The sequence below is a fragment of the Pseudomonas viridiflava genome (assembly GCF_900184295.1).
GTDB lineage: Bacteria > Pseudomonadota > Gammaproteobacteria > Pseudomonadales > Pseudomonadaceae > Aquipseudomonas > Aquipseudomonas viridiflava.
Window position 1 is genome coordinate 4344686 of record NZ_LT855380.1, and the last position, 21767, is coordinate 4366452.

Consider the following 21767-nt stretch of genomic DNA (forward strand, 5'->3'; position numbering starts at 1 on the left):
ACTTCGTCGCTGTCCAGCGACCTGAAAGGACACGAGTAACATGAATGTTAAACCGATGCTGAATTGGCAACGGCTACCCGCCGCTTGCCTGAAAATCGCCCTGATCCTGCCTATATTTCAAGTTAGCCATGTGAAAGCCGACGCCGTTGATACTGCGCAAGAGCCCGGCGCAACGGCCACTACCCTGGGCACCGTGTCGGTCATCGGCCAGGGCGAAACCCGTCAGGTTCATCGCGTCACTGAACAAGACACCAAAGCCTACGCGGCGGGCAGCAACCCAATGAAAGTGCTGCAACGCCTGCCGGGCGTCAACTTCCAATCCAGCGACCCACTGGGTCGAGAGTTGGGAAGTCAACGTATCAGTCTGCGCGGTTTCGACATGCATCACCTGGGCTACACACTAGATGGCGTGACCTTGGGTGATATGAGCTTTGGCAACTTCAACGGTCTGACGATCAACCGCGCAATCATTCCGGAAAACATCGCAAGTACCGAAGTTGCCGAAGGCACAGGGGCGTTAGGCACGGCCTCCAACAGCGATCTGGGCGGGACCCTGCAATTCACCAGTGCCAACCCTGATCAAACGCCGGGACTGCGCTTGTCGCAAACCTTGGGCAGCTACGACACCACGCGTACTTTTCTGCGCGCCGATACGGGCCAGTACAAAGGCCTGGCCGCTTACGTTGCCGCCGAGAACTATGACGCCAACGCCTGGAAAGGTGACAGCCCACAACGCTCCAACGCACTGAACGCCAAATTCACCTACGACGTTGACGGTCACCATTTGAGTTTTTATCACAGCCGATCGGAATATAAAGAGTCCACGATTCCGTCGCTGTCAAAAAGTCAGATCGACAGACTCGGCTACAACTGGACCAACTACGCCCCCGATTGGCAGCGTGCGGTCAACGCGGCCAATGGCAAATTCAGCGGTGGCGTCACCAGTGTGAGCGATGCCTTGTACAACTCAAGCAACTTGCGAAATGACGAACTCGATATCCTCAGTGGCACGTTTACATTAAGCGACGCCCTGATACTGGATACGACCGTGTACCACCATCACGATTCGGGTGCCGGTAACTCCTACTACCCGTTTGTCTATACCAGCGGGTCGACCACGGTTCCCAGCAACTCAATCCGAAGCACTTTTTATGGCATCGACCGGACCGGCTTTCAAAGCGCCTTGTCTTACTACGTCGGAGAACACGTAGTACAAGCCGGAGTCTGGGTACAATCCAACAAGAACTCAGCCGACCGTTACTTGTTCGATACGACGGGCGCAGCCCCGCAGAGCGGTATTGTGGAAGTCACGGGCCTGCCCCTCGCAGCAACGATCCAGTCCCAAGACTATAACGACCTGACCCGTCAATTCTATATTCGTGACACCTGGACGCTACTGGACGACCGCCTCAAACTTGAATACGGCGCCAAACACGTTGTGACCCATTCAACGGTCAAAGGCTCGGGCACTTCGGCCAGCGGTTCGCTCCAGGCCAAGGACAATTTTCTTCCGCAGATCGGTGCCACCTACAAGCTTAATGATCAAGATGAAATATTCGCCTCCTATGCGCAAAACATGGCGGCCTTCCCCAGCGGTACATCCAGCCCGCTGTACACCAGCCAGACCACGTTGAATGCACTGAATGGCTTCAAGGACCTGAAACCGGAAACCTCGAAAACCGTCGAGTTGGGTATGCGCCGTAGCACCCCGCTCTACGCCGCTTCCGCCGCACTTTATGGGACCCGCTTCGATAACCGTTTACTGGCCATTGCCAACTGCACAGGTATCGTGATTTGCCAAAACGGCGTCGCCAACGTCGGTGCCGTCAGCAGCCGTGGTGTTGAACTCTCGCTGGCATTGACCCCCGACCCGAACTGGCGCTGGTCTAACACCATGACCTATAACCGTAGCCTTTATGAAGATAACTACAGCAGCAACGGCACGGTGGTCGCAGTCAAGGGCAAAGACGTGATCGACGCCCCACGATGGATGCTCTCAAGTAGCCTTGACTGGCAATGGGATCGTTGGAACGCAGGGGTGCAAACCAATTACATGGACAAGCGCTATTACACCTATACCAACGACTCCAGCGTCGACGCCTATTGGGTCACCAACGCCAACATGGGGTATGACTTCGGCAGGTTCGGTGACTTGAAAGACACAACGCTGTCACTCAATCTCGTCAACCTCTTTGATCGTCGCTATATCTCGACGATCAATACCGACTCCAGCGCCGCCACCGACCCGGCCGGCAATCTACAGATTTTAAAAGTGGGCTCGCCGCGCAGTGCCTTCGTCACGTTGAGTACCCGCCTGTAACGCTGCTCCTGAGTACAGGTTGCACACAAGGCGTGCTTCGGTAGAATTGCGCCTTGCGTCAAGCCTGGCCGTTTAAGATCAGAGCCTCTGCCAAGACGGCGTCTACCAGGGAACAGCAATGCAAAGCAAAGTAAAAAGGATCACCATAAAGGACGTGGCGCAAGCAGCCGGGGTGAGCTTCCAGACCGTATCGCTGGTTATAAACCATCCTGAAAAAGTCGCCAAGAGAACCCTGGCAAAGGTTCAGGACGTGATCCGCGAATTGAATTTCGTACCCAGCGTGGCTGCTCGTTCCCTGAGAAATATTCCAATAAAAACGGTCGCATGTATATTTTTCGGCGAGCGCGCCGCCTATGACAATCGTTCGCCACAGATTCAGGACACCTACTGGAACAGCGTGATTCAGTCGCTTGGCCTGGCTGCGGACGAGGTGGGTTATTCGCTTCTGCAACGTAAACCCTCAGCACATCAAGCACCGGCAGTCGAAGAAATACTCGAGCTTTACCGTTCAGGCAGCATCGTCGGCATCGTTGCGGTGGTTGAGCAGCCCGATCATCCCGTTCTGATAGAACTCAGCCGCAACAATGTACCGATTGTTCTTTTTGGCACCATAGACCCGAACTTTATGTATGTTGCGCAGGCCAACAGGCTCGCCACTGCGCAACTCGTTGACCACCTTCACAGTGTTGGGTGTCGCAAGATCGCTTTCATCGCGGGTGAAAGAGAGGGTCACACCAATCAAGATATCGACGAACGCTATCTGGGTTATCAGGAGGGGGTGAGCAAACATAACCTGTTGGTAAACGAACACTGGAACATCGCCGGTGACTGGTCCATGGCCAGTGGACTTCGCGTAGCGCAACAGTTATGCGCGGGCATCACCCGTCCGGATGCAATGATTTTTGCCAGCGATCGTATGGCACTGGGGGCCCTCAAAGGCTTGTACGATTTAGGCCTGCGAGTCCCCCACGATATCTGCGTGGTCGGATTCGACAATATGCAATATGACGACTTCAGCATCCCCACCCTCACCAGCGTCGACTCGCCACTGTTTGAGATGGCCACGACAGCGATAGAACTTCTGCTTAAAACGCTTACCGGACTTTCCGTCAACGACTCCGCGCAGATGATTTTCCCGGCAAAAATCATCATCAGGGACAGCACACGACGTTTGATCGGCTGATTTTTAATAAAGACCAGCGTTTTGGAGCAGGTACCCGCATGCCGTTGCGCTCAGTTTTTCCTGAGCGTCACCACGAAAGCTGGCGATTAAAAATCGTTTCAAATATGTTGTTGGCGGTCCGTTAGACCTGCTGGTGAGCTTGGCTTGCTCAATCAAGAAATCATCTAAGATGATTGCGCCAGCGGTGTACTTGAAGGGCTACTTAAAAAACCGTGGACAGTGGAAAGACAGAAAGCAAAAAGCCCGCACTAGGCGGGCTTTCTTTTTGCTTCAAGGAGTTCAAGGGCCTTGAAGCGGAATATGGCGCAGCGGACGGGACTCGAACCCGCGACCCCCGGCGTGACAGGCCGGTATTCTAACCGACTGAACTACCGCTGCGCGTAACACTAAGAGAGAGTTTGGTGGGTGATGACGGGATCGAACCGCCGACCCGCTGCTTGTAAGGCAGCTGCTCTCCCAGCTGAGCTAATCACCCTTCACTCTCGGTGTGGCGCGCATTCTACGGAGCGACCTTTACTCTGGCAAGTAATTTTTTAAATAATTTTTATAATCCTTCCAAAGGCTTACAAAGGCTCCGTGCAGGCTTGGCCCCGGAGGCAGAGCAGCGAATAATGCCCCCCTTTGTATGGAAGGAGAGATTCACCTCATGTGGTTCAAAAACCTGCTTGTCTATCGCCTGACCCAGGATCTGCCTTTTGACGCCGAGGCGCTGGAGACTGCACTGGCGACCAAACCGGCTCGCGCCTGTGCCAGCCAGGAGTTGACCACTTACGGTTTCGTCGCGCCATTCGGCAAGGGCGAAGAGGCTCCATTGGTACACGTCAGCCAGGACTTCCTGCTGATCGCTGCACGCAAGGAAGAACGCATTCTGCCGGGCAGCGTCGTACGTGACGCGCTCAAGGAAAAGGTCGAAGAGATCGAAGCCGAGCAGATGCGCAAGGTCTACAAGAAGGAACGTGATCAGCTCAAGGATGAAATCATCCAGGCTTTCCTGCCGCGCGCCTTTATTCGTCGCTCGGCCACCTTCGCCGCCATCGCGCCCAAGCAAGGTCTGATTCTGGTCAATGCTTCCAGCCCGAAACGCGCCGAAGACCTGCTGTCGACATTGCGCGAAGTCATCGGCTCGCTGCCGGTTCGCCCATTGACCGTCAAGGTATCGCCAAGCGCGACCATGACCGACTGGGTCAAGACCCAGAAAGCGGCCGACAACTTCTTCGTGCTGGACGAGTGCGAACTGCGCGACACCCACGAAGACGGCGGCATCGTGCGCTGCAAGCGTCAGGACCTGACTGGCGACGAAATCCAGCTGCACCTGAGCACTGGCAAGGTCGTCACTCAACTGTCGCTGGCCTGGCAGGACAAACTGTCGTTCGTGCTGGACGACAAAATGGTCGTCAAGCGTCTGAAGTTCGAAGATCTGTTGCAGGATCAGGCTGAACAGGACGGCGGCGACGAGGCACTGGGACAACTGGATGCCAGCTTCACCCTGATGATGCTGACCTTTGGCGAGTTCCTGCCAGAGCTGTTCGAAGCGCTGGGCGGCGAAGAAATACCTCAGGGTATCTGACACCTCCCGCGAATGAACCGAAGCACGGCGCCGTCTTGATAGACGGCGCATTCATTTGGCACTTACAAAAAGAAGGAGCAGACCATGCGCGCTCTTGCCGCCTTGAGTCGTTTTGTCGGTAACACCTTTGCGTACTGGGTGCTGCTGTTCGCCATTCTGGCGTTTGTGTTTCCCCAGGTATTCATCGGCCTCAAAGGCTGGATCGTTCCGTTGCTGGGTCTGGTCATGTTCGGCATGGGCCTGACCCTGAAGCTTGAGGATTTCTCAGAAGTCGCGCGTAACCCCTGGCGCGTGGCGCTGGGTGTAGTCGCGCACTTTGTCATCATGCCCGGCGTGGCATGGCTGTTGTGCAAAGTGTTCCAGCTGCCGCCCGAAATCGCTGTCGGTGTGATTCTGGTGGGCTGCTGCCCGAGTGGCACATCGTCCAACGTCATGGCGTGGCTGGCCAAGGGTGACCTGGCGCTGGCGGTGGCCATTGCCGCTGTCACCACCCTGCTCGCCCCGCTGCTGACCCCGACGCTGATCTGGTTCCTGGCGTCGGCCTGGTTGCCGGTGTCCTTCATGGATATGTTCTGGTCGATCCTGCAATTGGTGATGCTGCCGATCGTGCTCGGTGTTCTGGCGCAGCGCCTGCTGGGCGCGCGGGTCAGCTACGCGGTGGACGTGTTACCGCTGGTGTCGGTGGTGAGCATCGTGATGATCGTCTGCGCGGTGGTCGCCGCCAGTCAGGCGAAGATCGCCGAGTCCGGCCTGCTGATCATGGCTGTGGTGATTCTGCATAATACGTTCGGCTTTCTGCTGGGCTACTTCACCGGCAAGGTGTTCAAGCTGCCGTTGCCACAGCGCAAGTCGCTGGCGCTGGAAGTCGGCATGCAGAACTCAGGGCTCGGCGCCGCACTGGCCAGCGCCCACTTCTCGCCACTGGCGGCAGTGCCGAGCGCGCTGTTCAGCGTCTGGCACAACATTTCCGGTGCGTTGCTCTCGACGTATTTCAGGAAGATGCCGGAGGAAGAAAGCGAGGTGGTAGCGCGCAAAACGGGACCAAACGAAAGTGTCTGACTGAATACATACCCCTGTGGGAGGCGGCTTGCCGGCGATGGCGTCAGTTCAGTCACTGATAGGTCGCGTCAGAAAATGCATCGCCGGCAAGCCGCCTCCCACAGTCCGTTAACGGACCACAAACCCTAGCGTCCCGCTCCTCTCAATGCCTTCACCTGCTCCCGCACATCCACCGGCGCGGCGGCATCTGCAGCGATAGGCGCACCGGCCACCAGCACGACACGTGACCACAGACGGCGAAACAATCCCTTCTCCGGGTCACGACTGAAGAAGCTGCCCCACAAGCCCTGCAGGGCCATGGGGATCACCGGCACCGACGTTTCCTGAAGAATGCGCGTCATGCCGCTCTTGAAGCCGCTGATTTCACCATCCGTGGTCAGCTTGCCTTCCGGGAAGATGCACACCAGTTCGCCTTCAGCCAGATACTGCGCAATGCGCTTGAAGGACTGCTCGTAGATTTCCATGTCTTCGTTACGACCGGCAATCGGAATGGTACCGGCCGTGCGGAAGATGAAGTTGAGCACCGGCAATTGATAGATTTTGTAGTACATGACGAAACGGATCGGCCGTCTGACCGACCCCGCGATCAACAGCGCATCGACAAATGAAACGTGGTTGCAGACCAGCAGCGCCGCGCCTTCATCGGGAATCAGGTTCAGGTTGCGGTGCTCGACCCGATACATCGAATGACCCAGCAGCCAGATCAGGAAGCGCATGGTGAACTCAGGCACGATCCTGAAGATGTAGACGTTGACCGCCACGTTCAGCAACGACACCACCAGAAACAGGTGTGGAATCGTCAGCTTGGCGAAGCTGAGCAACAGGATGGAGACAATCGCCGACACCACCATGAACAGCGCGTTGAGAATATTGTTGGCCGCAATGACCCGTGAACGCTCTTTTTCCGGAGTGCGCGACTGAATCAGTGCATACAGCGGCACGATATAGAAACCGCCAAAAACGCCGATGCCGAGGATGTCGAACAACACCCACCAGCCTTGCCCGTCACTCAGGATAGCCAGCCAGTCGTTGGCCTGTACGTTTTGCGGGAAGCCGCCCGAATGCCACCACAGCAGCAGACCGAAAATCGTGATCCCCATGGAGCCGAACGGCACCAGGCCGATCTCGACCTTGTGCCCGGACAGGCGCTCGCAGAGCAACGAACCCAGTGCGATGCCGACCGAGAAAACCGTCAGGATCAGCGTCACCACGGTTTCATCGCCGTACATCCATTCCTGGGCGTACGCCGGGATTTGCGTCAGATAGATCGCTCCGACGAACCAGAACCATGAGTTGCCGACAATCGAGCGCGACACCGCAGGCGTCTGCCCCAATCCCATGCGCAGCGTGGCCCAGGACTGGGTGAAGATATTCCAGTTGAGCTTCATTTCAGGCGAGGCAGCCGCCGCCTTCGGGATACCGAAACTGGCCAGAAAGCCCAGGCAGGCGATCAGCACGATGGCCGCCGAGACGATCCATGCGTAGTGCGTGGAAGACATCATCACCCCGGCACTGATGGTGCCTGCGAGAATCGCCAGGAAGGTGCCCATCTCGACCAGCGCGTTGCCGCCGACCAGCTCGGTCTCGCGCAGGTGCTGCGGCAGGATCGAATACTTCACCGGGCCGAACAGCGCGGAATGCGTGCCCATCGCGAACAACGCCGCCAGCATCATCCACAGGTGATTGAACAAAAAGCCTGCGGCTCCCACCGCCATGATCACGATTTCACCGAACTTGATGATCCGGATCAGCGCGTCCTTCGGGTATTTTTCGCCGAACTGCCCGGCCAGCGCCGAGAACAGAAAGAACGGCAGAATGAACAGCAAGGCGCACAGGTTGACGTAGATCGAACGATCCCCATCGATGGCCAGCTTATAAAGAATGGCGAGGATCAATGACTGCTTGAACACATTGTCATTGAACGCCCCGAGGGACTGCGTAACGAAAAACGGCAGGAAGCGCCGTTTCCCTAGAAGGCTGAATTGTGACTGCTGGCTCATCGTCCGTGGTCCTGAGAGGCTTGGGCACACTGGCGTCGCCGCCAATCCGAGGCACATTGAAGACGCAACGCCTGAGAATGTCGATAGGATATTTCCTGCTTTGAAGCGCGCCGAGGCGATTGCCTCGGCTGCGACACCCCGCCACGCTCGACCTTGGTCGAGAAAGACGAAGTGCAGCCGTCGTGCGAGACTGCGTGCTGTCGATACATTCTGGAATCCGATATGTCGCTGTCCAGCGGGCTGATCGCCGCCGTTGCCCTGTCCTATATGGCAATCATGTTTGCCATTGCCTTTTATGGCGACCGCTACAGCGCATCGCTGCGCCCGACCATGCGTGCCTGGGTCTACAGCCTGTCGCTGGCGGTCTATTGCACCAGCTGGACGTTCTTTGGCGCCGTGGGTCAGGCAGCCGAACAGTTGTGGTCGTTCCTGCCGATTTACCTGGGTCCGATCGTGCTGATGGTGCTGGCGCCGTGGGTGCTGCAAAAGATGGTGCTGATCAGCAAACAGGAAAACATCACGTCGATTGCCGACTTCATTGCGGCGCGCTACGGCAAGTCCCAGTCGCTGGCAGTCATGGTCGCGCTGATCTGCCTGATCGGCATGCTGCCGTACATTGCGCTGCAGCTGAAAGGCATTGTGCTGGGGGTGAATATTCTGATCGGAGCCGTGGCCGACTCCACCGGCACCCGCGCACAGGACACGGCTCTGGTGGTTTCTCTGATTCTGGCGCTGTTCACCATCGTGTTCGGTGCACGCAATCTGGACGTGACCGAACACCATCGCGGCATGGTGCTGGCGATTGCCTTCGAGGCGCTGGTGAAACTGTTCGCGTTCATGGCCGTCGGAGTGTTCGTGACCTTCGGGCTGTACGACGGCTTCGATGACTTGTTCAACCAGGCCAAGCTGGCGCCGCGCCTTGAAGAATACTGGCAGGACACGATCAACTGGCCGTCGATGTTCGTGCAGACCGGCGTCGCGATGATGGCGATTGTCTGCCTGCCCCGGCAGTTTCACGTCACGGTGGTGGAGAACATCGAGCCGCAGGATCTGAATCTGGCCAAGTGGGTGTTTCCGGCCTATCTGGCGCTGGCCGCGCTGTTCGTGGTGCCTATCGCGCTGGCCGGGCAGATGCTGCTGCCTGACTCGATGCTGCCCGACTCCTTCGTGATCAGCCTGCCGCTGGCCCATGCACATCCTTCGCTGGCACTGCTGGCATTCATCGGCGGCGCGTCGGCTGCAACCGGCATGGTGATCGTGGCTTGCGTCGCCCTCTCGACCATGATTTCCAACGACATGCTGTTGCCATGGCTGCTACGCCGCAAGAATACCGAGCGACCGTTCGAAGCGTTCCGGCACTGGATGCTCTCGGTGCGCCGTATCAGCATCGTGATGATTCTGCTGCTCGCCTACGTCAGTTACCGGATGCTCGGCTCCACCGCCAGCCTGGCGACCATCGGCCAGATCGCCTTTGCGGCCATCACCCAGCTCGCGCCTGCGATGTTCGGCGCGCTGTACTGGAAGCAGGCCAACCGCCGCGGTGTGTTCGCGGGTCTGGCTGCCGGGATTTTCATCTGGTTCTATACGCTGGTCCTGCCGGTCGCTGCCCACGGTATGGGCTGGTCGCTGCACGCTTTTCCACTGCTGGCCTGGCTGCACAGCAACCCGCTGGATTTGCCGATCACGCCAATGACCCAGGGCGTACTGCTGTCGATGGCTGGCAACTGCACGCTGTTCGCCTGGGTGTCGATGCTGTCGCGCACGCGGGTGACCGAACACTGGCAGGCAGGTCGCTTCATCGGTCAGGAAACCCAGGGGCGCGCCTACATGCGGCCATTGCTGGCGGTGCAGATCGAGGACCTGCTCAGCCTGTCAGCACGCTTTGTCGGGGAAGAACGTGCCCGACAGAGCTTCACCCGTTTTGCCTACCGTCAGGGCAAGAGCTTCAACCCCAACCAGAACGCCACGGGCGACTGGATCGCCCACACCGAACGTCTGCTGGCCGGTGTGCTCGGCACCTCGTCGACCCGTGCGGTGGTCAAGGCAGCCATCGAAGGTCGGGACATGCAGCTCGAAGACGTGGTGCGCATCGCCGACGAAGCCTCCGAGGTACTGCAGTTCAACCGTGCTCTGCTGCAAGGCGCCATCGAGAACATTACCCAGGGCATCAGCGTGGTCGATCAGTCGCTGCGACTGGTGGCCTGGAATCATCGCTATCTGGAGCTGTTCAATTACCCGGAAGGCCTGATTGGCGTGGGCCGACCGATTGCCGACATCATCCGCTACAACGCCGAACGCGGATTGTGCGGACCCGGTGAGGCCGAAGTGCACGTGGCGCGGCGTCTGCACTGGATGCGTCAGGGTCGGGCGCACACGTCAGAGCGATTGTTCCCCAACGGACAGGTGATCGAGCTGATCGGCAATCCGATGCCCGGTGGCGGTTTTGTCATGAGCTTTACCGACATTACCGCGTTCCGCGCGGCCGAACAGGCGCTCAAGGGCGTCAATGAAAGCCTTGAGCAGCGAGTGACCGAACGTACTCAGGAACTCTCGCAACTGAACCAGGCACTGACCGAAGCCAAAGGCACGGCCGAAGCGGCCAACGAATCGAAGACCCGTTTTCTGGCAGCGGTCAGCCATGACCTGATGCAACCACTGAATGCCGCCCGCCTGTTCTCCGCCGCGCTCTCACATCAGGAAGACGGCATTTCCAGCGACGCCCAGCAGTTGATCCAGCATCTGGACAGCTCGTTGCGTTCAGCCGAAGACCTGATCAGCGACCTGCTGGATATCTCGCGCATCGAAAACGGCAAGATCGCCCCGGACCGCCAGCCTTTCCCGCTCAACGCGCTGTTCGACACGCTCGGCGCGGAATTCAAGGCACTGGCGCAGGAGCAAGGCCTGAAGTTTCGGGTCAGGGGTAGTGCGTTGCGGGTGGACAGCGATATCAAGCTGCTGCGCCGCGTGCTGCAAAACTTCCTGACCAATGCATTTCGTTATGCCAGCGGGCCGATCCTGCTGGGTGTGAGGCGTCAGGGTGAACACCTGAGCCTGGAGGTATGGGATCGCGGACCGGGAATTCCCGAAGACAAGCGCCAGGTGATTTTCGAGGAGTTCAAGCGTCTGGACAGCCATCAGACTCACGCCGCCAAAGGCCTTGGGTTGGGCCTGGCGATTGCTGATGGCCTGTGTCGTATTCTCGAGCATCCGTTGCAGGTTCGTTCCTGGACCGGGAAAGGTAGCGTGTTCAGCGTGCAGGTGCCGCTCGCGTCGGCACAGACGCCGATGCCTGCCAAACTGGTGGAGATAAATCGTCCGGCCTTGAATGGCACGCAGGTGCTCTGCGTCGATAACGAGGACAGCATCCTGATCGGCATGAACAGCCTGCTGTCGCGCTGGGGCTGTCAGGTATGGACTGCGCGCAATCGTCAGGAATGTGAGGTCTTGCTGAACAATGGTGTCCATCCGCAGATCGCGCTTGTGGACTATCACCTGGACGATGGAGAAACCGGCACTGAGCTGATGGCCTGGCTGAGAACGCGACTCGGCCAGCCGGTGCCGGGCGTGTTGATCAGCGCCGACGGGCGCCCCGAACTGATCGCTCAGGTGCACGCCGCCGGGCTCGATTATCTGCCCAAGCCGGTCAAGCCTGCGGCATTGCGCGCGTTGTTGAGTCGGCATGTGAGCTTGAGTTGAGATCGAAAAGATGAATTGAGCCATGTGTTCGGCTCACTGATTACGGCATCTGTGCCATTTGTGACGCGGAGCGTCACGGGCGGCATGCCCACGCGGAGCGATGGGCACGATCAGTGTAGAGGCGGACTGATCACACCCATCAACTGCCGCTGCGCCGATCTGATCGTTCCCACGCTCTGGAATGCCTCCCAGGACGCTCCGCGTCCGCTCTCGAATGTGGCGCAGGGTCATGTTGGCAAACAGAAACGGGGCAAACTTTTCAGGAAACACGTCCAGCGGACCGATGGAATACCAGGGCTCGGAAGCCATTTCATCCTCCGGGGCGCGGGTTCCGGAATGCGCCGGAAGTGGACGTCGATCAGTGGGCAGATTTCGTCGTCATCGTAGAGATCCGTCCCACCAGATACGCACCCTTGTTGCGGTAGAACACCGACGAGAACAGCTCGACGGTCAGCGCCGGGTCCTTGCACACCCAGTCCGGCAGGCTGGCATGCAACTGGGCATCGAGGCGCGGCAGATCGTTCGCGAGATCGGCATGGGTCTGAGGCTGCGACATGCAAGGACCTCCACATGAGCATCAGTCTGTAACCCGCGCCGACCTCTGACTGGACAGGCGTTTTTTCAACCGAACAGCCAGTACCCCAACAAGGTCAGGACCAGCACCGCCAGCACAGGGCGCAGCACGCGGTAGGCCTTGGGGTTGCTGCGTTTGAACTGCTTGACCTTGCCACTGAAGCCATCGCTGAAACGCTTGCTGAACGCGTACGCCTGATTGATGCCACCAACGCGCTCGTCGTCCAGGTTCTGCGGTGCGGTGGCACGGCCCAGAAAGGCGCTGACGCTGCGGTTCAGGCGGGTCATCAGACGGTTGGTCAGCGGACGCTCAATGTCACAGAAAAGAATCACGCGGGTCTGGGTCGTTTCATTCTTGACCCAGTGCACGTAAGTCTCGTCGAACATGACGTCTTCGCCGTCACGCCACGAGTATTCCTTGCCATCAACGAAGATCCGGCAATCATCGGAGTTGGGCGTGGAAAGGCCCAGGTGATAGCGCAGGGAACCGGCAAACGGGTCGCGGTGTGGATTGAGGTGGCTGTCACCCGGCAACAGGGCAAACATCGCACCCTTGACGTTGGGAATGCTGTTGACCAGCGCAACGGTCTTCGGACACAGCGCTTCGGCCGAAGGCAGCGCCTTGTCGTACCATTTCAGGTAGAAACGCTTCCAGCCTTTCTTGAAGAACGAACCGAAACCGGCATCGTTGTTCTTCTCGGCGGCGCGGATATAGCCTTCGTCGAACAGATGCATCGCTTCATCACGGATGGTTTCCCAGTTGTCCTTGAGCACATCGAGCTCGGGAAACTTGCTGCGATCCAGGTATGGCTTGGACGGCACGCGGGAAAACAGGTACATCAGCGCGTTATAGGGCGCAAACAGCGCCGAATGGTTCACGAACTGACGCAGCAACGGCAACCGGGCCTGCCCGCGCAGATGCACGTACAGCGTGCTGCCCAGGAAAAGCATCAGGATCAATGCCTTGGCAGCAAATGAAAGGGTCATGAAACTCTCCTTGGAGCGGGCAGACAACGCTGAACGTAACGCCAACAGTCGGTCAATGTGAAGGACCAGAAACGCCAGATGACCTGTAACGATCATCTGGCGCTGAAAAGGTGGCCATCATAAACCCTTGAACCGTCCGCATGAAGCACGCACTGCCCAAGATGTGTTACTGCGACAGCTCCTGGTCAGTGAACAGGTCGCTGAACAGCATGCTCGACAGGTAGCGTTCGCCGGAATCCGGCAGTATCACCACGATGGTCTTGCCCTGCATTTCCGGTTTCTCGGCCAGACGCACGGCCGCGGCCATCGCCGCACCACAGGAAATACCGCACAGGATGCCTTCTTCCTGCATCAGGCGACGTGCCATGGCTTTGGACTCGTCATCGGTCACCCGTTCAACCCGGTCGACCAATGACAGGTCGAGGTTTTTCGGGATGAAACCGGCACCGATGCCCTGAATCTTGTGCGAACTGGGCTTGATCTCTTCACCGGCCATGGCCTGGGTAATGATCGGCGAGCTGTCCGGCTCGACCGCCACCGACAGAATCGGCTTGCGTGCGGTGTGCTTGATGTAGCGCGACACGCCGGTGATCGTACCGCCCGTGCCCACGCCTGCCACCAGCACGTCGATTGCGCCGTCGGTGTCGTTCCAGATTTCAGGGCCTGTGGTCTTCTCGTGAATCGCCGGGTTGGCCGGGTTCTCGAACTGACCGGGCATGAAGTACTGCTCAGGGTTGCCAGCGAGCAATTCCTCAGCCTTGGCGATGGCACCTTTCATGCCTTTGGCAGGCTCGGTCAGGACCAGTTCGGCACCCAGCGCCTTGAGCACCTTGCGACGCTCTATGCTCATGGAGGCAGGCATGGTCAGCATCAGCTTATAGCCCCGCGCCGCCGCGACGAACGCCAGACCAATACCGGTATTGCCAGAGGTTGGCTCGACGATGGTCATGCCCGGCTTGAGTTTGCCGCTGCTTTCAGCGTCCCAGATCATGTTGGCGCCGATGCGGCATTTTACCGAGTAGCCCGGATTACGCCCTTCGATCTTGGCCAGAATCGTGACACCGCGCGGTGCGATGCGGTTGATCTGCACCAGCGGCGTGTTACCGATGGAATGGGCGTTATCAGCGTAAATACGGCTCATGAAGATGTCCTTGTGCACATCGGTTAAATAAATAAAGCCTATGCCGCCAGCGGTTGGGCGTCCAGTATCACCGAACCGATGCTGCCGAACGCAGTCAACCCTTCACTGCAACCGGAGACTCGTGTCATGAAACGTCGCTACAGTTGGCCGCTATGGACGCTGGCCGCTCTGGTCATTCTGCTGATCGGGATCAACATTGCCCTGCCCTATCTGGTGCGTGACTACCTGAATGACAAACTCGCCGACATGGGTGATTACCGCGGTCAGGTCACTGACGTGGATCTGGCCCTTTGGCGGGGTGCGTATCGGATCAAAGGGCTGAACATCGTCAAAGTCGACGGCAAAGTGCCCGTGCCGTTCGTGAAAGCGCCGATCATCGAGCTGGCGGTCAGCTGGCATTCACTCTGGTACGACCACGCCGTCGTCGCCGAGGTTTTATTTATCGACCCGGAAATCAACTTCGTCGATGGCGGCAACAACAAGCAGGCGTCCCAGACCGGTCAGGGCACAGACTGGCGCACCCAGTTGAACAAGCTCCTGCCTGTAACCCTCAACGAAGTGCGCATTGGCAACGGACGGATTACCTTCAACAACTTCAACTCCACGCCCAAGGTGAAAATCGAGGCCGACCAGGTCAACGCCAGCTTCTATAACCTGACCAACGTGGTAGATGTCGAAGGCAATCGTGACGCCAGCTTCGAAGGCAAGGCGCGCCTGCTGGGGCACGCCAAGCTGGAAAGCACCGCCCGCTTCGACCCGTTCAACAACTTTCAGGATTTCGACTTTCGCCTCAGAGCGACCGGCATTCAGCTGAAAAGGCTCAACGACTTCTCATCGGCCTACGGCAAGTTCGACTTCAATGCGGGCAACGGTGACCTCGTGATCGAGGCTCAGGCCGACAAAGGCCAGTTGAGCGGCTACATCAAACCGCTGCTGCGCAACGTCGACGTGTTCAACTGGCACCAGGACGTCGAAGACAAGGACAAGGGCGTGTTTCGCTCGATCTGGGAAGCGCTGGTCGGTACCAGCGAAACCGTGCTGAAAAACCAGCGCCAGAACCAGTTCGCCACCCGTGTCGACCTGAGCGGCAGCGTCAACCAGCAGGACATCAGCGGCCTTCAGGCGTTCTGGCAGATTCTGCGTAACGCATTCGTACAGGCGTTCAATGCGCGTTATGAGAGCAGCAAGGATTCCTAGTCTTTCTTGTCCGCACGATAAACGCCTGTATTTTCGGCAGCCTTTGAGGGCTGCTGGAGCGCGTCCCATCCAAGGCATGCGAGCGCCAGTGTACGAGGTGTCGCTTCGCGCGCATTGCTGTAACGAGTGATGCTCCGCGTGCTGACACCCAGCGCTTGCGCGGCCTGCGACAAAGGCAAACCGGTACGCGCACGCCAGCCTATGAAAATTCGTGTGTTCTCATCAGTTGCAGCCTGCGCCTGAGCGTCAAGATACAAAGTATCCGCACCTATCTGGATGTCGGGCTCCGGCCACTCGACCGTCCAGCCATCATCGCCCACCTGCGCGCTGGCGAATGCATCGGGATCCTTCAAGAGATGAAGCCCTGGCCAGGCATGCAGGTCCTGACTCATATCGAGTATCAACTGCTGATCATTGATAAATGTCAGGGCAAGACGGTAATCGGGCAAGGCCTGAACATGTTTGAGACGGGGTCGTTTCATGGATGCCATCGTCTCCAGTCCTCCATCAGTGCTTCACGGTGAATACGTATCCATTCGAGCGCTTCCTTCAAAACAGCAGCCGGGGCGTGACCTTTAAGGACTTCTATCCTTTCCAGACCGATCAGTACATCCAGCCCACCTCCAGTCAAATGGACGTGCGGTGGCAAATGATCTTTCTCCCTGAGCTGAATTCTGTATTTATCCCTGAATCTGTGCTTGGTAGACATGCCGCATGGTATCGCCAAATTAGCGATACCTGAAGCCTGCGTTACAATTTTGCGCAGTCAAACCGTGACGCCCCATTCAAGAACTGAATGGGGCGTCTGCGTTCACAGGGGTCCGGTACGCACGTTATAGTCTGGGCATATTCGCCACTATTACAGCGTGCGGGCTCTTCGCCCCGCATGGCCTGCGAGAGGATTCATCGATGAAGTTTGAAGGCACCCCGGCATACGTCGCCACCGACGATCTGAAGCTTGCGGTCAACGCGGCGATTACTCTGGAGCGTCCGCTGCTGGTCAAGGGTGAGCCCGGCACCGGCAAGACCATGCTTGCCGAGCAACTGGCCGAGTCATTCGGTGCCCGGCTGATCACCTGGCACATCAAGTCGACCACCAAGGCCCATCAGGGGCTTTACGAATACGATGCCGTCAGCCGCCTGCGTGACTCGCAACTGGGCGTGGACAAGGTTCACGACGTGCGCAACTACTTGAAGAAGGGCAAGCTCTGGGAAGCCTTCGAGTCCGAAGAGCGCGTGATCCTGCTGATCGACGAAATCGACAAGGCCGACATCGAGTTTCCCAACGATCTGTTGCAGGAACTCGACAAGATGGAGTTCTACGTTTACGAAATCGACGAGACCATCAAGGCGAAGCAGCGCCCGATCATCATCATTACCTCGAACAACGAAAAAGAGCTGCCGGACGCCTTTCTGCGTCGCTGCTTCTTCCATTACATCGCCTTTCCGGACCGCGCAACGCTTCAGCGCATCGTTGACGTCCACTATCCCACTATCAAGAAAGACCTGGTCAGCGAAGCACTGGACGTGTTCTTCGACGTGCGCAAGGTGCCTGGCCTGAAGAAAAAGCCTTCAACCTCTGAACTGGTGGACTGGCTCAAGCTGCTGATGGCCGACAACATCGGCGAAGCGGTGCTGCGCGAGCGCGATCCGACCAAGGCCATTCCGCCGCTGGCCGGCGCCTTGGTCAAGAACGAACAGGACGTGCAATTGCTGGAGCGACTGGCGTTCATGAGCCGTCGCGGCAATCGCTGATCCTCTTCATTTACCCTGCTACGAAAAAGGGCGACAGCCATGCTGCTCAACCTGTTCAACGAAATGCGCGCGGCCAAGGTGCCGGTGTCCCTGCGCGAGTTGCTGGACCTGATCAATGCGCTGAAACAGCGGGTCATTTTTGCCGACATTGACGAGTTCTACTTTCTGGCACGCACTATTCTGGTCAAGGACGAGCGCCATTTCGACAAGTTCGACCGGGCGTTCGGGGCCTACTTCAATGGCTTGGAAAAGCTCGACGATCACTTGCAGGCACTGATCCCTGAAGACTGGCTGCGCAAGGAGTTCGAACGCTCTCTGAGCGAAGAAGAACGGGCGCAGATCCAGTCACTGGGCGGCCTCGACAAGTTGATCGAAGAGTTCAAGAAACGCCTGGAAGAACAGAAGGAACGCCATGCCGGTGGCAATAAATGGATCGGCACCGGCGGCACCAGCCCGTTCGGCTCGGGCGGTTACAACCCCGAAGGTATCCGGGTCGGCGACGCAGGCGAACGCAAGGGCAAGGCGGTAAAGGTCTGGGATCAGCGCGAGTACAAGAACCTGGATGATCAGGTGGAACTGGGCACGCGCAATATCAAGGTTGCCTTGCGCCGCCTGCGCAAGTTCGCTCGTCAGGGCGCAGCGGACGAGTTGGACATCGACGGCACCATCGACCACACCGCCCGCGATGCCGGCCTGCTGAACATCCAGATGCGCCCCGAGCGGCGCAATACCATCAAGTTGCTGCTGCTGTTCGACATCGGCGGTTCGATGGACGCACACGTCAAGGTCTGCGAAGAGCTGTTCTCGGCCTGCAAGACCGAGTTCAAGCACATGGAGTATTTCTACTTCCACAATTTCGTGTACGAATCGGTGTGGAAGAACAACCTGCGCCGCGGCTCGGAGCGGACCTCGACCCAGGACCTGCTGCACAAGTACGGCGCGGACTACAAAGTGATCTTCATCGGCGACGCTTCGATGGCGCCTTACGAAATCACCCAGCCCGGCGGCAGTGTCGAGCACTGGAACGAAGAAGCAGGCTATGTGTGGATGCAGCGTTTCATGGCCAAATTCAAGAAGATCGTCTGGATCAATCCTTACCCGAAAGACACGTGGGGCTACACAGCCTCGACCCATATCGTCCGCGATCTGGTGGAAGACCACATGTATCCGCTGACACTCCGCGGCCTGGAAGAAAGCATGCGCTACCTGGCCAAGTAAGGATGTCAGTGTAAAAAAGCCAGTCATCGACTGGCTTTTTTCAACCCGACCAACAGCACGTTCATTTTGTAACTTCGAACTACGCTCAGGTTTCTGACATCCATTCAGACGGTCATGTGCTGACTGAGTAAGTCGTTCTGCCGTTACTCCATCGTTTTGCCTGAGCAACCGTCGCGACTTCGCGGGTTACTTATGATTGAAACGCTCGGGATCATGCAACCTTATTTTTTTCCGTATATTGGTTACTTCCAGCTTATTGCCGCAGTGGAGCGCGGACTGGTCTTCGACATCGTCAAATACAAACGCAAGAGCTGGATGAACCGCAACCGGGTACTGGACGGCTACGGGGGGTGGCAGTACATAAAGGTCCCGGTCAGCGCCAGAGACGGGACGCTGATCAAGGACGCCACGATCACCGATTGCAGCGCCGCCCACACACGCATCAGAAACCAGCTGGAACACTATCGCTGCAAGGCGCCGTACTTCAGGCAGGTGATACAGTTGATCGACCTTACCTTCGACTCACCGGACATTACTCATATCAGCGATTTGAATACACGCTCATTGAAAGTGGTGTGTGATTATCTGGGTCTGCCGTTCAACTGGAAAGCCTGTTCCGAGATGAAGTTTGACTTGCCAGTCATTGAGCATGCAGGACAGTGGGCACTGGAAATCAGCACCTTGATGGAAGCTCGCCAATATATCAACGCCACGGGCGGCCGCGATATATTTGTTCCTGGCGAATGGCAGGAACGCAGTATCGAACTTCGCTTCCTGGAGCCCTCTTCACTCAGTTATAACGTGGTGGCACCTTTCGACTTTATCGAGAATCTTTCGATACTGGACGTTTTGATGTGGAACGATCCTGAAACAGTGCTGGCTTATATACGCAATGAAACAAGGGCCGCCCCATGATCGGCCCAGCAGCATCACCCATGTTTCATGTGTTTTACAGTTTGATGCGGTTCTGCTCAGCCGACGGCTCGCCAAGGGCTGCGCAGATACGCTGGACGCCGACATCACAGTTCAATAACAGGCTGCCCATGGGCTTTCTCCTGTTTGGGTGAGAACCAGACTGACGCCTAGCGCCAGTCCCTTTCCAGCTGCGGCTTGCGACGTCCGCCGTTCACGACCCAGCCGAGCAACAGCACAAGGCTTTCGATCACCAGCGCCAGCAGCAATGCGCTGATGATGCCCCAGGCGATGACTTCAGGGGCCAGCAAGACTTGCCAGGTGTAGCCGTTGAAGGTCTCGCGACGGATATAGGGATCGGACGACGTGGCGACATAGAAGGCCCGCGAATACCACGGTCCCTGCAACCCCAGCCACTGACGCTCCAGCACGTGGGTGCGGGTCAGCAAGGTCTCGATGTTGTCGGCATCGCTGCGAAACACCGGGTCTTCACTGCTGCGATAGTGCTGAATCAGCGCCTGGATATCGCCCTTGAAGAACTGCGCAGCGGTGTTGTTGTAGCCCTTGATCGCTTGCTGGGCTTCGATCAGGTGCGCTTCTACACGCTTACTGTAGTCACTGATGAAGCCGGGCACTTGAACGCCGAACAGCAGACCCGCCGTGAACAGGACCAATCGCAGATAACTTCGCAGCATGAACATCCCTCTTGCGTTGAATTCCGTGTGACCGTGCGCTTATGGCATGACCGGTTCGGTCGAACCCTTGCAGACACATTCGCCCTTGCGCCACAGACTCCACTGGCCCGGCTCGTAAGCGTTCCAGTTTTCGTTCGCGGTCAACGGCTCGGTGGCAATGACTGTGACCACATCATGCGGCGTGGTTTCCGCCTGAAAATCGACAATCACGTCAACGTCCTTCAATCGGGCCGGACCGAAGGGTGCGCGTCGGGTGATCTGGACCAGTTTGGTGCTGCAGAAGCAGAACAGCCAGTCGCCGTCGCTCAACAGGCAATTGAACACGCCTTTGCTGCGGTATTCGGTGCAGGCCTGGATCAGCGTCGGCAGCAGTTGCTCGACTTCGACCGGCTCGGGAAACGCTTCACGCACACGGTTGAGCAGGTCGCAGAATGCCGCTTCGCTGTCAGTATCACCCACGGGTCGATAGAAGGTGACACTCGGACTGAATTCGGCCAATTGGCCGTTGTGAGCGAAACACCAGTTCCGGCCCCACAGCTCGCGCACGAAAGGATGCGTGTTGGACAGGCAGACCTTGCCGACGTTGGCCTGACGAATGTGGCCAATCACGACTTCGCTTTTGATGGGGTAACGTTGCACCAGTTGCGCGACTTCCGACTCGCAGCTGGCGGCCGGGTCCTGAAACAGGCGCAGGCCTCGGCCTTCGTAGAAAGCAATGCCCCAGCCGTCACGATGCGGGCCGGTCTTGCCGCCCCGCTGCATCAGCCCGGTAAAGCTGAAAACGATGTCGGTCGGGACATTGGCGCTCATGCCCAGTAGTTCACACATGTTCAGGTTCTCGCTTCAGGACGTTTTGCAGCAGTCATGCGCTGCACGTTGCAGCGCAGGCCAACGAAGCGGGACGCTACAGACGCGGCTCGACCCGTGCGCCGCGTGCCGACGTGGCAGGAGACGGTGCAGCGGGCTTGCGAGCGTAACGCTCGTCACTGGCAAACGGATCGTCTTCGGCGTCTGTATCGACAGGTTCTGCAACCGGCGCGGGTTGACGCGCCTTGCGGCTTCTTTCGATCGGCCAGCGAATGAGCACGAACAGCAGGTAAGCACCGAAGGCGAACATGCCGTACATCGCCAGATCGGAAACGGCGGTCCAGACGTTACTGCCTACCTTGAACATCAGGTCCAGCGCAGTGATGGCAACTGCCGGAGCGTAAGCGTCCTTGAGAGGATCAACCAGCGTCGGTGTGAGCAGCAACACGGCGGCGATGACACGCAGCGGCTCCTTGAGGTAGCGCCACATCCAGCCGGTCATCAGAAACCATACCAACAGGCAGCCCAGCGCGGCGAAGGCGTAGAGGCTCCAGGCGATCAGATAGTCGTTCTCGGTCATGTCGTCCGTTGGCAAGGCAGGTAAAGAGGCGCTTATGATAACGGCTTTTCACTGGCCCGGCTTGCCTGGGTTGTTCA

The 21767-nt window shown here is 58.0% G+C and carries 18 protein-coding genes, 2 tRNA genes and 1 pseudogene; 9 read left to right on the plus strand and 12 right to left on the minus strand.

Annotated elements, in window-relative coordinates; all coding sequences use genetic code 11:
- The first annotated feature begins 40 nt into the window (after positions 1-40).
- A complete protein-coding gene (locus CFBP1590_RS19405; protein ID WP_029241959.1) occupies positions 41-2320 on the plus strand; it encodes a TonB-dependent receptor family protein in 2280 nt (759 codons plus the stop codon).
- Between the two features lie 118 nt (positions 2321-2438).
- Positions 2439-3503 (plus strand): LacI family DNA-binding transcriptional regulator, encoded by a 1065-nt coding sequence (locus CFBP1590_RS19410; RefSeq protein ID WP_029241960.1) that lies wholly within the window; start codon positions 2439-2441, stop codon positions 3501-3503.
- 301 nt (positions 3504-3804) lie between these two features.
- Here CFBP1590_RS19410 and CFBP1590_RS19415 read toward each other — a convergent pair.
- Positions 3805-3881 (minus strand) — tRNA-Asp (locus CFBP1590_RS19415).
- Between the two features lie 21 nt (positions 3882-3902).
- Positions 3903-3978, minus strand: a tRNA-Val gene (locus CFBP1590_RS19420).
- A gap of 171 nt (positions 3979-4149) precedes the next feature.
- On the opposite strand from CFBP1590_RS19420, the gene rdgC reads away from it, so the two are divergent.
- A complete protein-coding gene (gene rdgC / locus CFBP1590_RS19425; RefSeq protein ID WP_004879325.1) occupies positions 4150-5070 on the plus strand; it encodes a recombination-associated protein RdgC in 921 nt (306 codons plus the stop codon).
- A gap of 84 nt (positions 5071-5154) precedes the next feature.
- Positions 5155-6129, plus strand: coding sequence for a bile acid:sodium symporter family protein (locus CFBP1590_RS19430; RefSeq protein WP_058433079.1), 975 nt, complete (start codon positions 5155-5157; stop codon positions 6127-6129).
- 125 nt (positions 6130-6254) lie between these two features.
- Here CFBP1590_RS19430 and CFBP1590_RS19435 read toward each other — a convergent pair whose 3' ends face one another.
- Positions 6255-8129 carry an MFS transporter gene (locus CFBP1590_RS19435; RefSeq protein WP_069143949.1) on the minus strand — a complete coding sequence of 625 codons (1875 nt, stop codon included), beginning with the start codon at positions 8127-8129 and terminating at the stop codon, positions 6255-6257.
- Between the two features lie 222 nt (positions 8130-8351).
- On the opposite strand from CFBP1590_RS19435, the gene CFBP1590_RS19440 reads away from it, so the two are divergent.
- Complete coding sequence (locus CFBP1590_RS19440; protein WP_088235763.1) at positions 8352-11825, plus strand: hybrid sensor histidine kinase/response regulator; 3474 nt, start codon at positions 8352-8354, stop codon at positions 11823-11825.
- A 33-nt stretch (positions 11826-11858) separates the two neighbouring features.
- On the opposite strand, the gene CFBP1590_RS28555 is transcribed toward CFBP1590_RS19440, so the two are convergent.
- The 4 genes and pseudogenes from CFBP1590_RS28555 to cysK form a co-directional block, all read right to left on the minus strand.
- Complete coding sequence (locus tag CFBP1590_RS28555) at positions 11859-12134, minus strand: bifunctional isocitrate dehydrogenase kinase/phosphatase (RefSeq protein WP_122417847.1); 276 nt, start codon at positions 12132-12134, stop codon at positions 11859-11861.
- Positions 12135-12207: 73 nt separating this feature from the next.
- A pseudogene (locus CFBP1590_RS27980) lies at positions 12208-12369 on the minus strand (isocitrate dehydrogenase kinase/phosphatase AceK regulatory subunit); the annotation flags it as partial.
- Positions 12370-12446: 77 nt separating this feature from the next.
- Positions 12447-13385 carry an aspartyl/asparaginyl beta-hydroxylase domain-containing protein gene (locus CFBP1590_RS19450; RefSeq protein WP_088235764.1) on the minus strand — a complete coding sequence of 313 codons (939 nt, stop codon included), beginning with the start codon at positions 13383-13385 and terminating at the stop codon, positions 12447-12449.
- A gap of 166 nt (positions 13386-13551) precedes the next feature.
- Positions 13552-14526 carry a cysteine synthase A gene (gene cysK / locus CFBP1590_RS19455; protein WP_088235765.1) on the minus strand — a complete coding sequence of 325 codons (975 nt, stop codon included), beginning with the start codon at positions 14524-14526 and terminating at the stop codon, positions 13552-13554.
- Between the two features lie 126 nt (positions 14527-14652).
- Here cysK and CFBP1590_RS19460 point away from each other — a divergent pair, with 126 nt between their 5' ends.
- The gene (locus CFBP1590_RS19460) at positions 14653-15723 is read left to right on the plus strand and encodes an AsmA family protein (RefSeq protein WP_025994940.1); all 1071 of its coding nucleotides are present in this window, start codon (positions 14653-14655) and stop codon (positions 15721-15723) included.
- Here CFBP1590_RS19460 and CFBP1590_RS19465 read toward each other — a convergent pair.
- Both CFBP1590_RS19465 and CFBP1590_RS19470 read right to left on the minus strand, forming a co-directional pair.
- Positions 15720-16205 carry a DUF2442 domain-containing protein gene (locus tag CFBP1590_RS19465; protein ID WP_162864838.1) on the minus strand — a complete coding sequence of 162 codons (486 nt, stop codon included), beginning with the start codon at positions 16203-16205 and terminating at the stop codon, positions 15720-15722. The genes CFBP1590_RS19460 and CFBP1590_RS19465 overlap by 4 nt on opposite strands.
- On the minus strand, positions 16202-16432 hold the full coding sequence (locus CFBP1590_RS19470; protein WP_080665171.1) for a DUF4160 domain-containing protein: 231 nt from the start codon (positions 16430-16432) through the stop codon (positions 16202-16204). Before CFBP1590_RS19470 ends, CFBP1590_RS19465 begins: the two co-directional genes overlap by 4 nt.
- Before the next feature lie 200 nt (positions 16433-16632).
- Between CFBP1590_RS19470 and CFBP1590_RS19475 the strand changes: the two genes are divergently transcribed.
- The 3 genes from CFBP1590_RS19475 (at position 16633) to CFBP1590_RS19485 (ending at position 19611) form a co-directional block, all read left to right on the plus strand.
- A complete protein-coding gene (locus CFBP1590_RS19475; protein WP_004879284.1) occupies positions 16633-17478 on the plus strand; it encodes an AAA family ATPase in 846 nt (281 codons plus the stop codon).
- Between the two features lie 39 nt (positions 17479-17517).
- A complete protein-coding gene (locus CFBP1590_RS19480; protein WP_004879282.1) occupies positions 17518-18696 on the plus strand; it encodes a vWA domain-containing protein in 1179 nt (392 codons plus the stop codon).
- A 192-nt stretch (positions 18697-18888) separates the two neighbouring features.
- Positions 18889-19611, plus strand: coding sequence for a WbqC family protein (locus CFBP1590_RS19485; protein ID WP_162999625.1), 723 nt, complete (start codon positions 18889-18891; stop codon positions 19609-19611).
- A gap of 167 nt (positions 19612-19778) precedes the next feature.
- Here the strand turns inward: CFBP1590_RS19485 and CFBP1590_RS19490 are convergent, their stop codons facing one another.
- The 3 genes from CFBP1590_RS19490 to CFBP1590_RS19500 all read right to left on the minus strand — a co-directional run bounded on the left by CFBP1590_RS19490 (position 19779) and on the right by CFBP1590_RS19500 (position 21690).
- Positions 19779-20303, minus strand: a complete 525-nt coding sequence (locus CFBP1590_RS19490; protein WP_088235768.1) for a DUF2937 family protein — start codon at positions 20301-20303, stop codon at positions 19779-19781.
- 39 nt (positions 20304-20342) lie between these two features.
- Positions 20343-21131 carry a class II glutamine amidotransferase gene (locus CFBP1590_RS19495; RefSeq protein ID WP_025994934.1) on the minus strand — a complete coding sequence of 263 codons (789 nt, stop codon included), beginning with the start codon at positions 21129-21131 and terminating at the stop codon, positions 20343-20345.
- 76 nt (positions 21132-21207) lie between these two features.
- Positions 21208-21690, minus strand: coding sequence for a hypothetical protein (locus tag CFBP1590_RS19500; RefSeq protein ID WP_004879273.1), 483 nt, complete (start codon positions 21688-21690; stop codon positions 21208-21210).
- Between the last annotated feature and the right edge of the window lie 77 nt (positions 21691-21767).

Excerpts from the sequence above, each read along its gene's own strand:
- CFBP1590_RS19405 (WP_029241959.1), top strand. The coding sequence starts at position 41 with ATGAATGTTAAACCGATGCTGAATTGGCAACGGCTACCCGCCGCTTGC.
- CFBP1590_RS19410 (WP_029241960.1), top strand. The coding sequence starts at position 2,439 with ATGCAAAGCAAAGTAAAAAGGATCACCATAAAGGACGTGGCGCAAGCA.
- rdgC (WP_004879325.1), top strand. The coding sequence starts at position 4,150 with ATGTGGTTCAAAAACCTGCTTGTCTATCGCCTGACCCAGGATCTGCCT.
- CFBP1590_RS19430 (WP_058433079.1), top strand. The coding sequence starts at position 5,155 with ATGCGCGCTCTTGCCGCCTTGAGTCGTTTTGTCGGTAACACCTTTGCG.
- CFBP1590_RS19435 (WP_069143949.1), bottom strand. The coding sequence starts at position 8,129 with ATGAGCCAGCAGTCACAATTCAGCCTTCTAGGGAAACGGCGCTTCCTG.
- CFBP1590_RS19440 (WP_088235763.1), top strand. The coding sequence starts at position 8,352 with ATGTCGCTGTCCAGCGGGCTGATCGCCGCCGTTGCCCTGTCCTATATG.
- CFBP1590_RS28555 (WP_122417847.1), bottom strand. The coding sequence starts at position 12,134 with ATGGCTTCCGAGCCCTGGTATTCCATCGGTCCGCTGGACGTGTTTCCT.
- CFBP1590_RS19450 (WP_088235764.1), bottom strand. The coding sequence starts at position 13,385 with ATGACCCTTTCATTTGCTGCCAAGGCATTGATCCTGATGCTTTTCCTG.
- cysK (WP_088235765.1), bottom strand. The coding sequence starts at position 14,526 with ATGAGCCGTATTTACGCTGATAACGCCCATTCCATCGGTAACACGCCG.
- CFBP1590_RS19460 (WP_025994940.1), top strand. The coding sequence starts at position 14,653 with ATGAAACGTCGCTACAGTTGGCCGCTATGGACGCTGGCCGCTCTGGTC.
- CFBP1590_RS19465 (WP_162864838.1), bottom strand. The coding sequence starts at position 16,205 with ATGAAACGACCCCGTCTCAAACATGTTCAGGCCTTGCCCGATTACCGT.
- CFBP1590_RS19470 (WP_080665171.1), bottom strand. The coding sequence starts at position 16,432 with ATGTCTACCAAGCACAGATTCAGGGATAAATACAGAATTCAGCTCAGG.
- CFBP1590_RS19475 (WP_004879284.1), top strand. The coding sequence starts at position 16,633 with ATGAAGTTTGAAGGCACCCCGGCATACGTCGCCACCGACGATCTGAAG.
- CFBP1590_RS19480 (WP_004879282.1), top strand. The coding sequence starts at position 17,518 with ATGCTGCTCAACCTGTTCAACGAAATGCGCGCGGCCAAGGTGCCGGTG.
- CFBP1590_RS19485 (WP_162999625.1), top strand. The coding sequence starts at position 18,889 with ATGATTGAAACGCTCGGGATCATGCAACCTTATTTTTTTCCGTATATT.
- CFBP1590_RS19490 (WP_088235768.1), bottom strand. The coding sequence starts at position 20,303 with ATGCTGCGAAGTTATCTGCGATTGGTCCTGTTCACGGCGGGTCTGCTG.
- CFBP1590_RS19495 (WP_025994934.1), bottom strand. The coding sequence starts at position 21,131 with ATGTGTGAACTACTGGGCATGAGCGCCAATGTCCCGACCGACATCGTT.
- CFBP1590_RS19500 (WP_004879273.1), bottom strand. The coding sequence starts at position 21,690 with ATGACCGAGAACGACTATCTGATCGCCTGGAGCCTCTACGCCTTCGCC.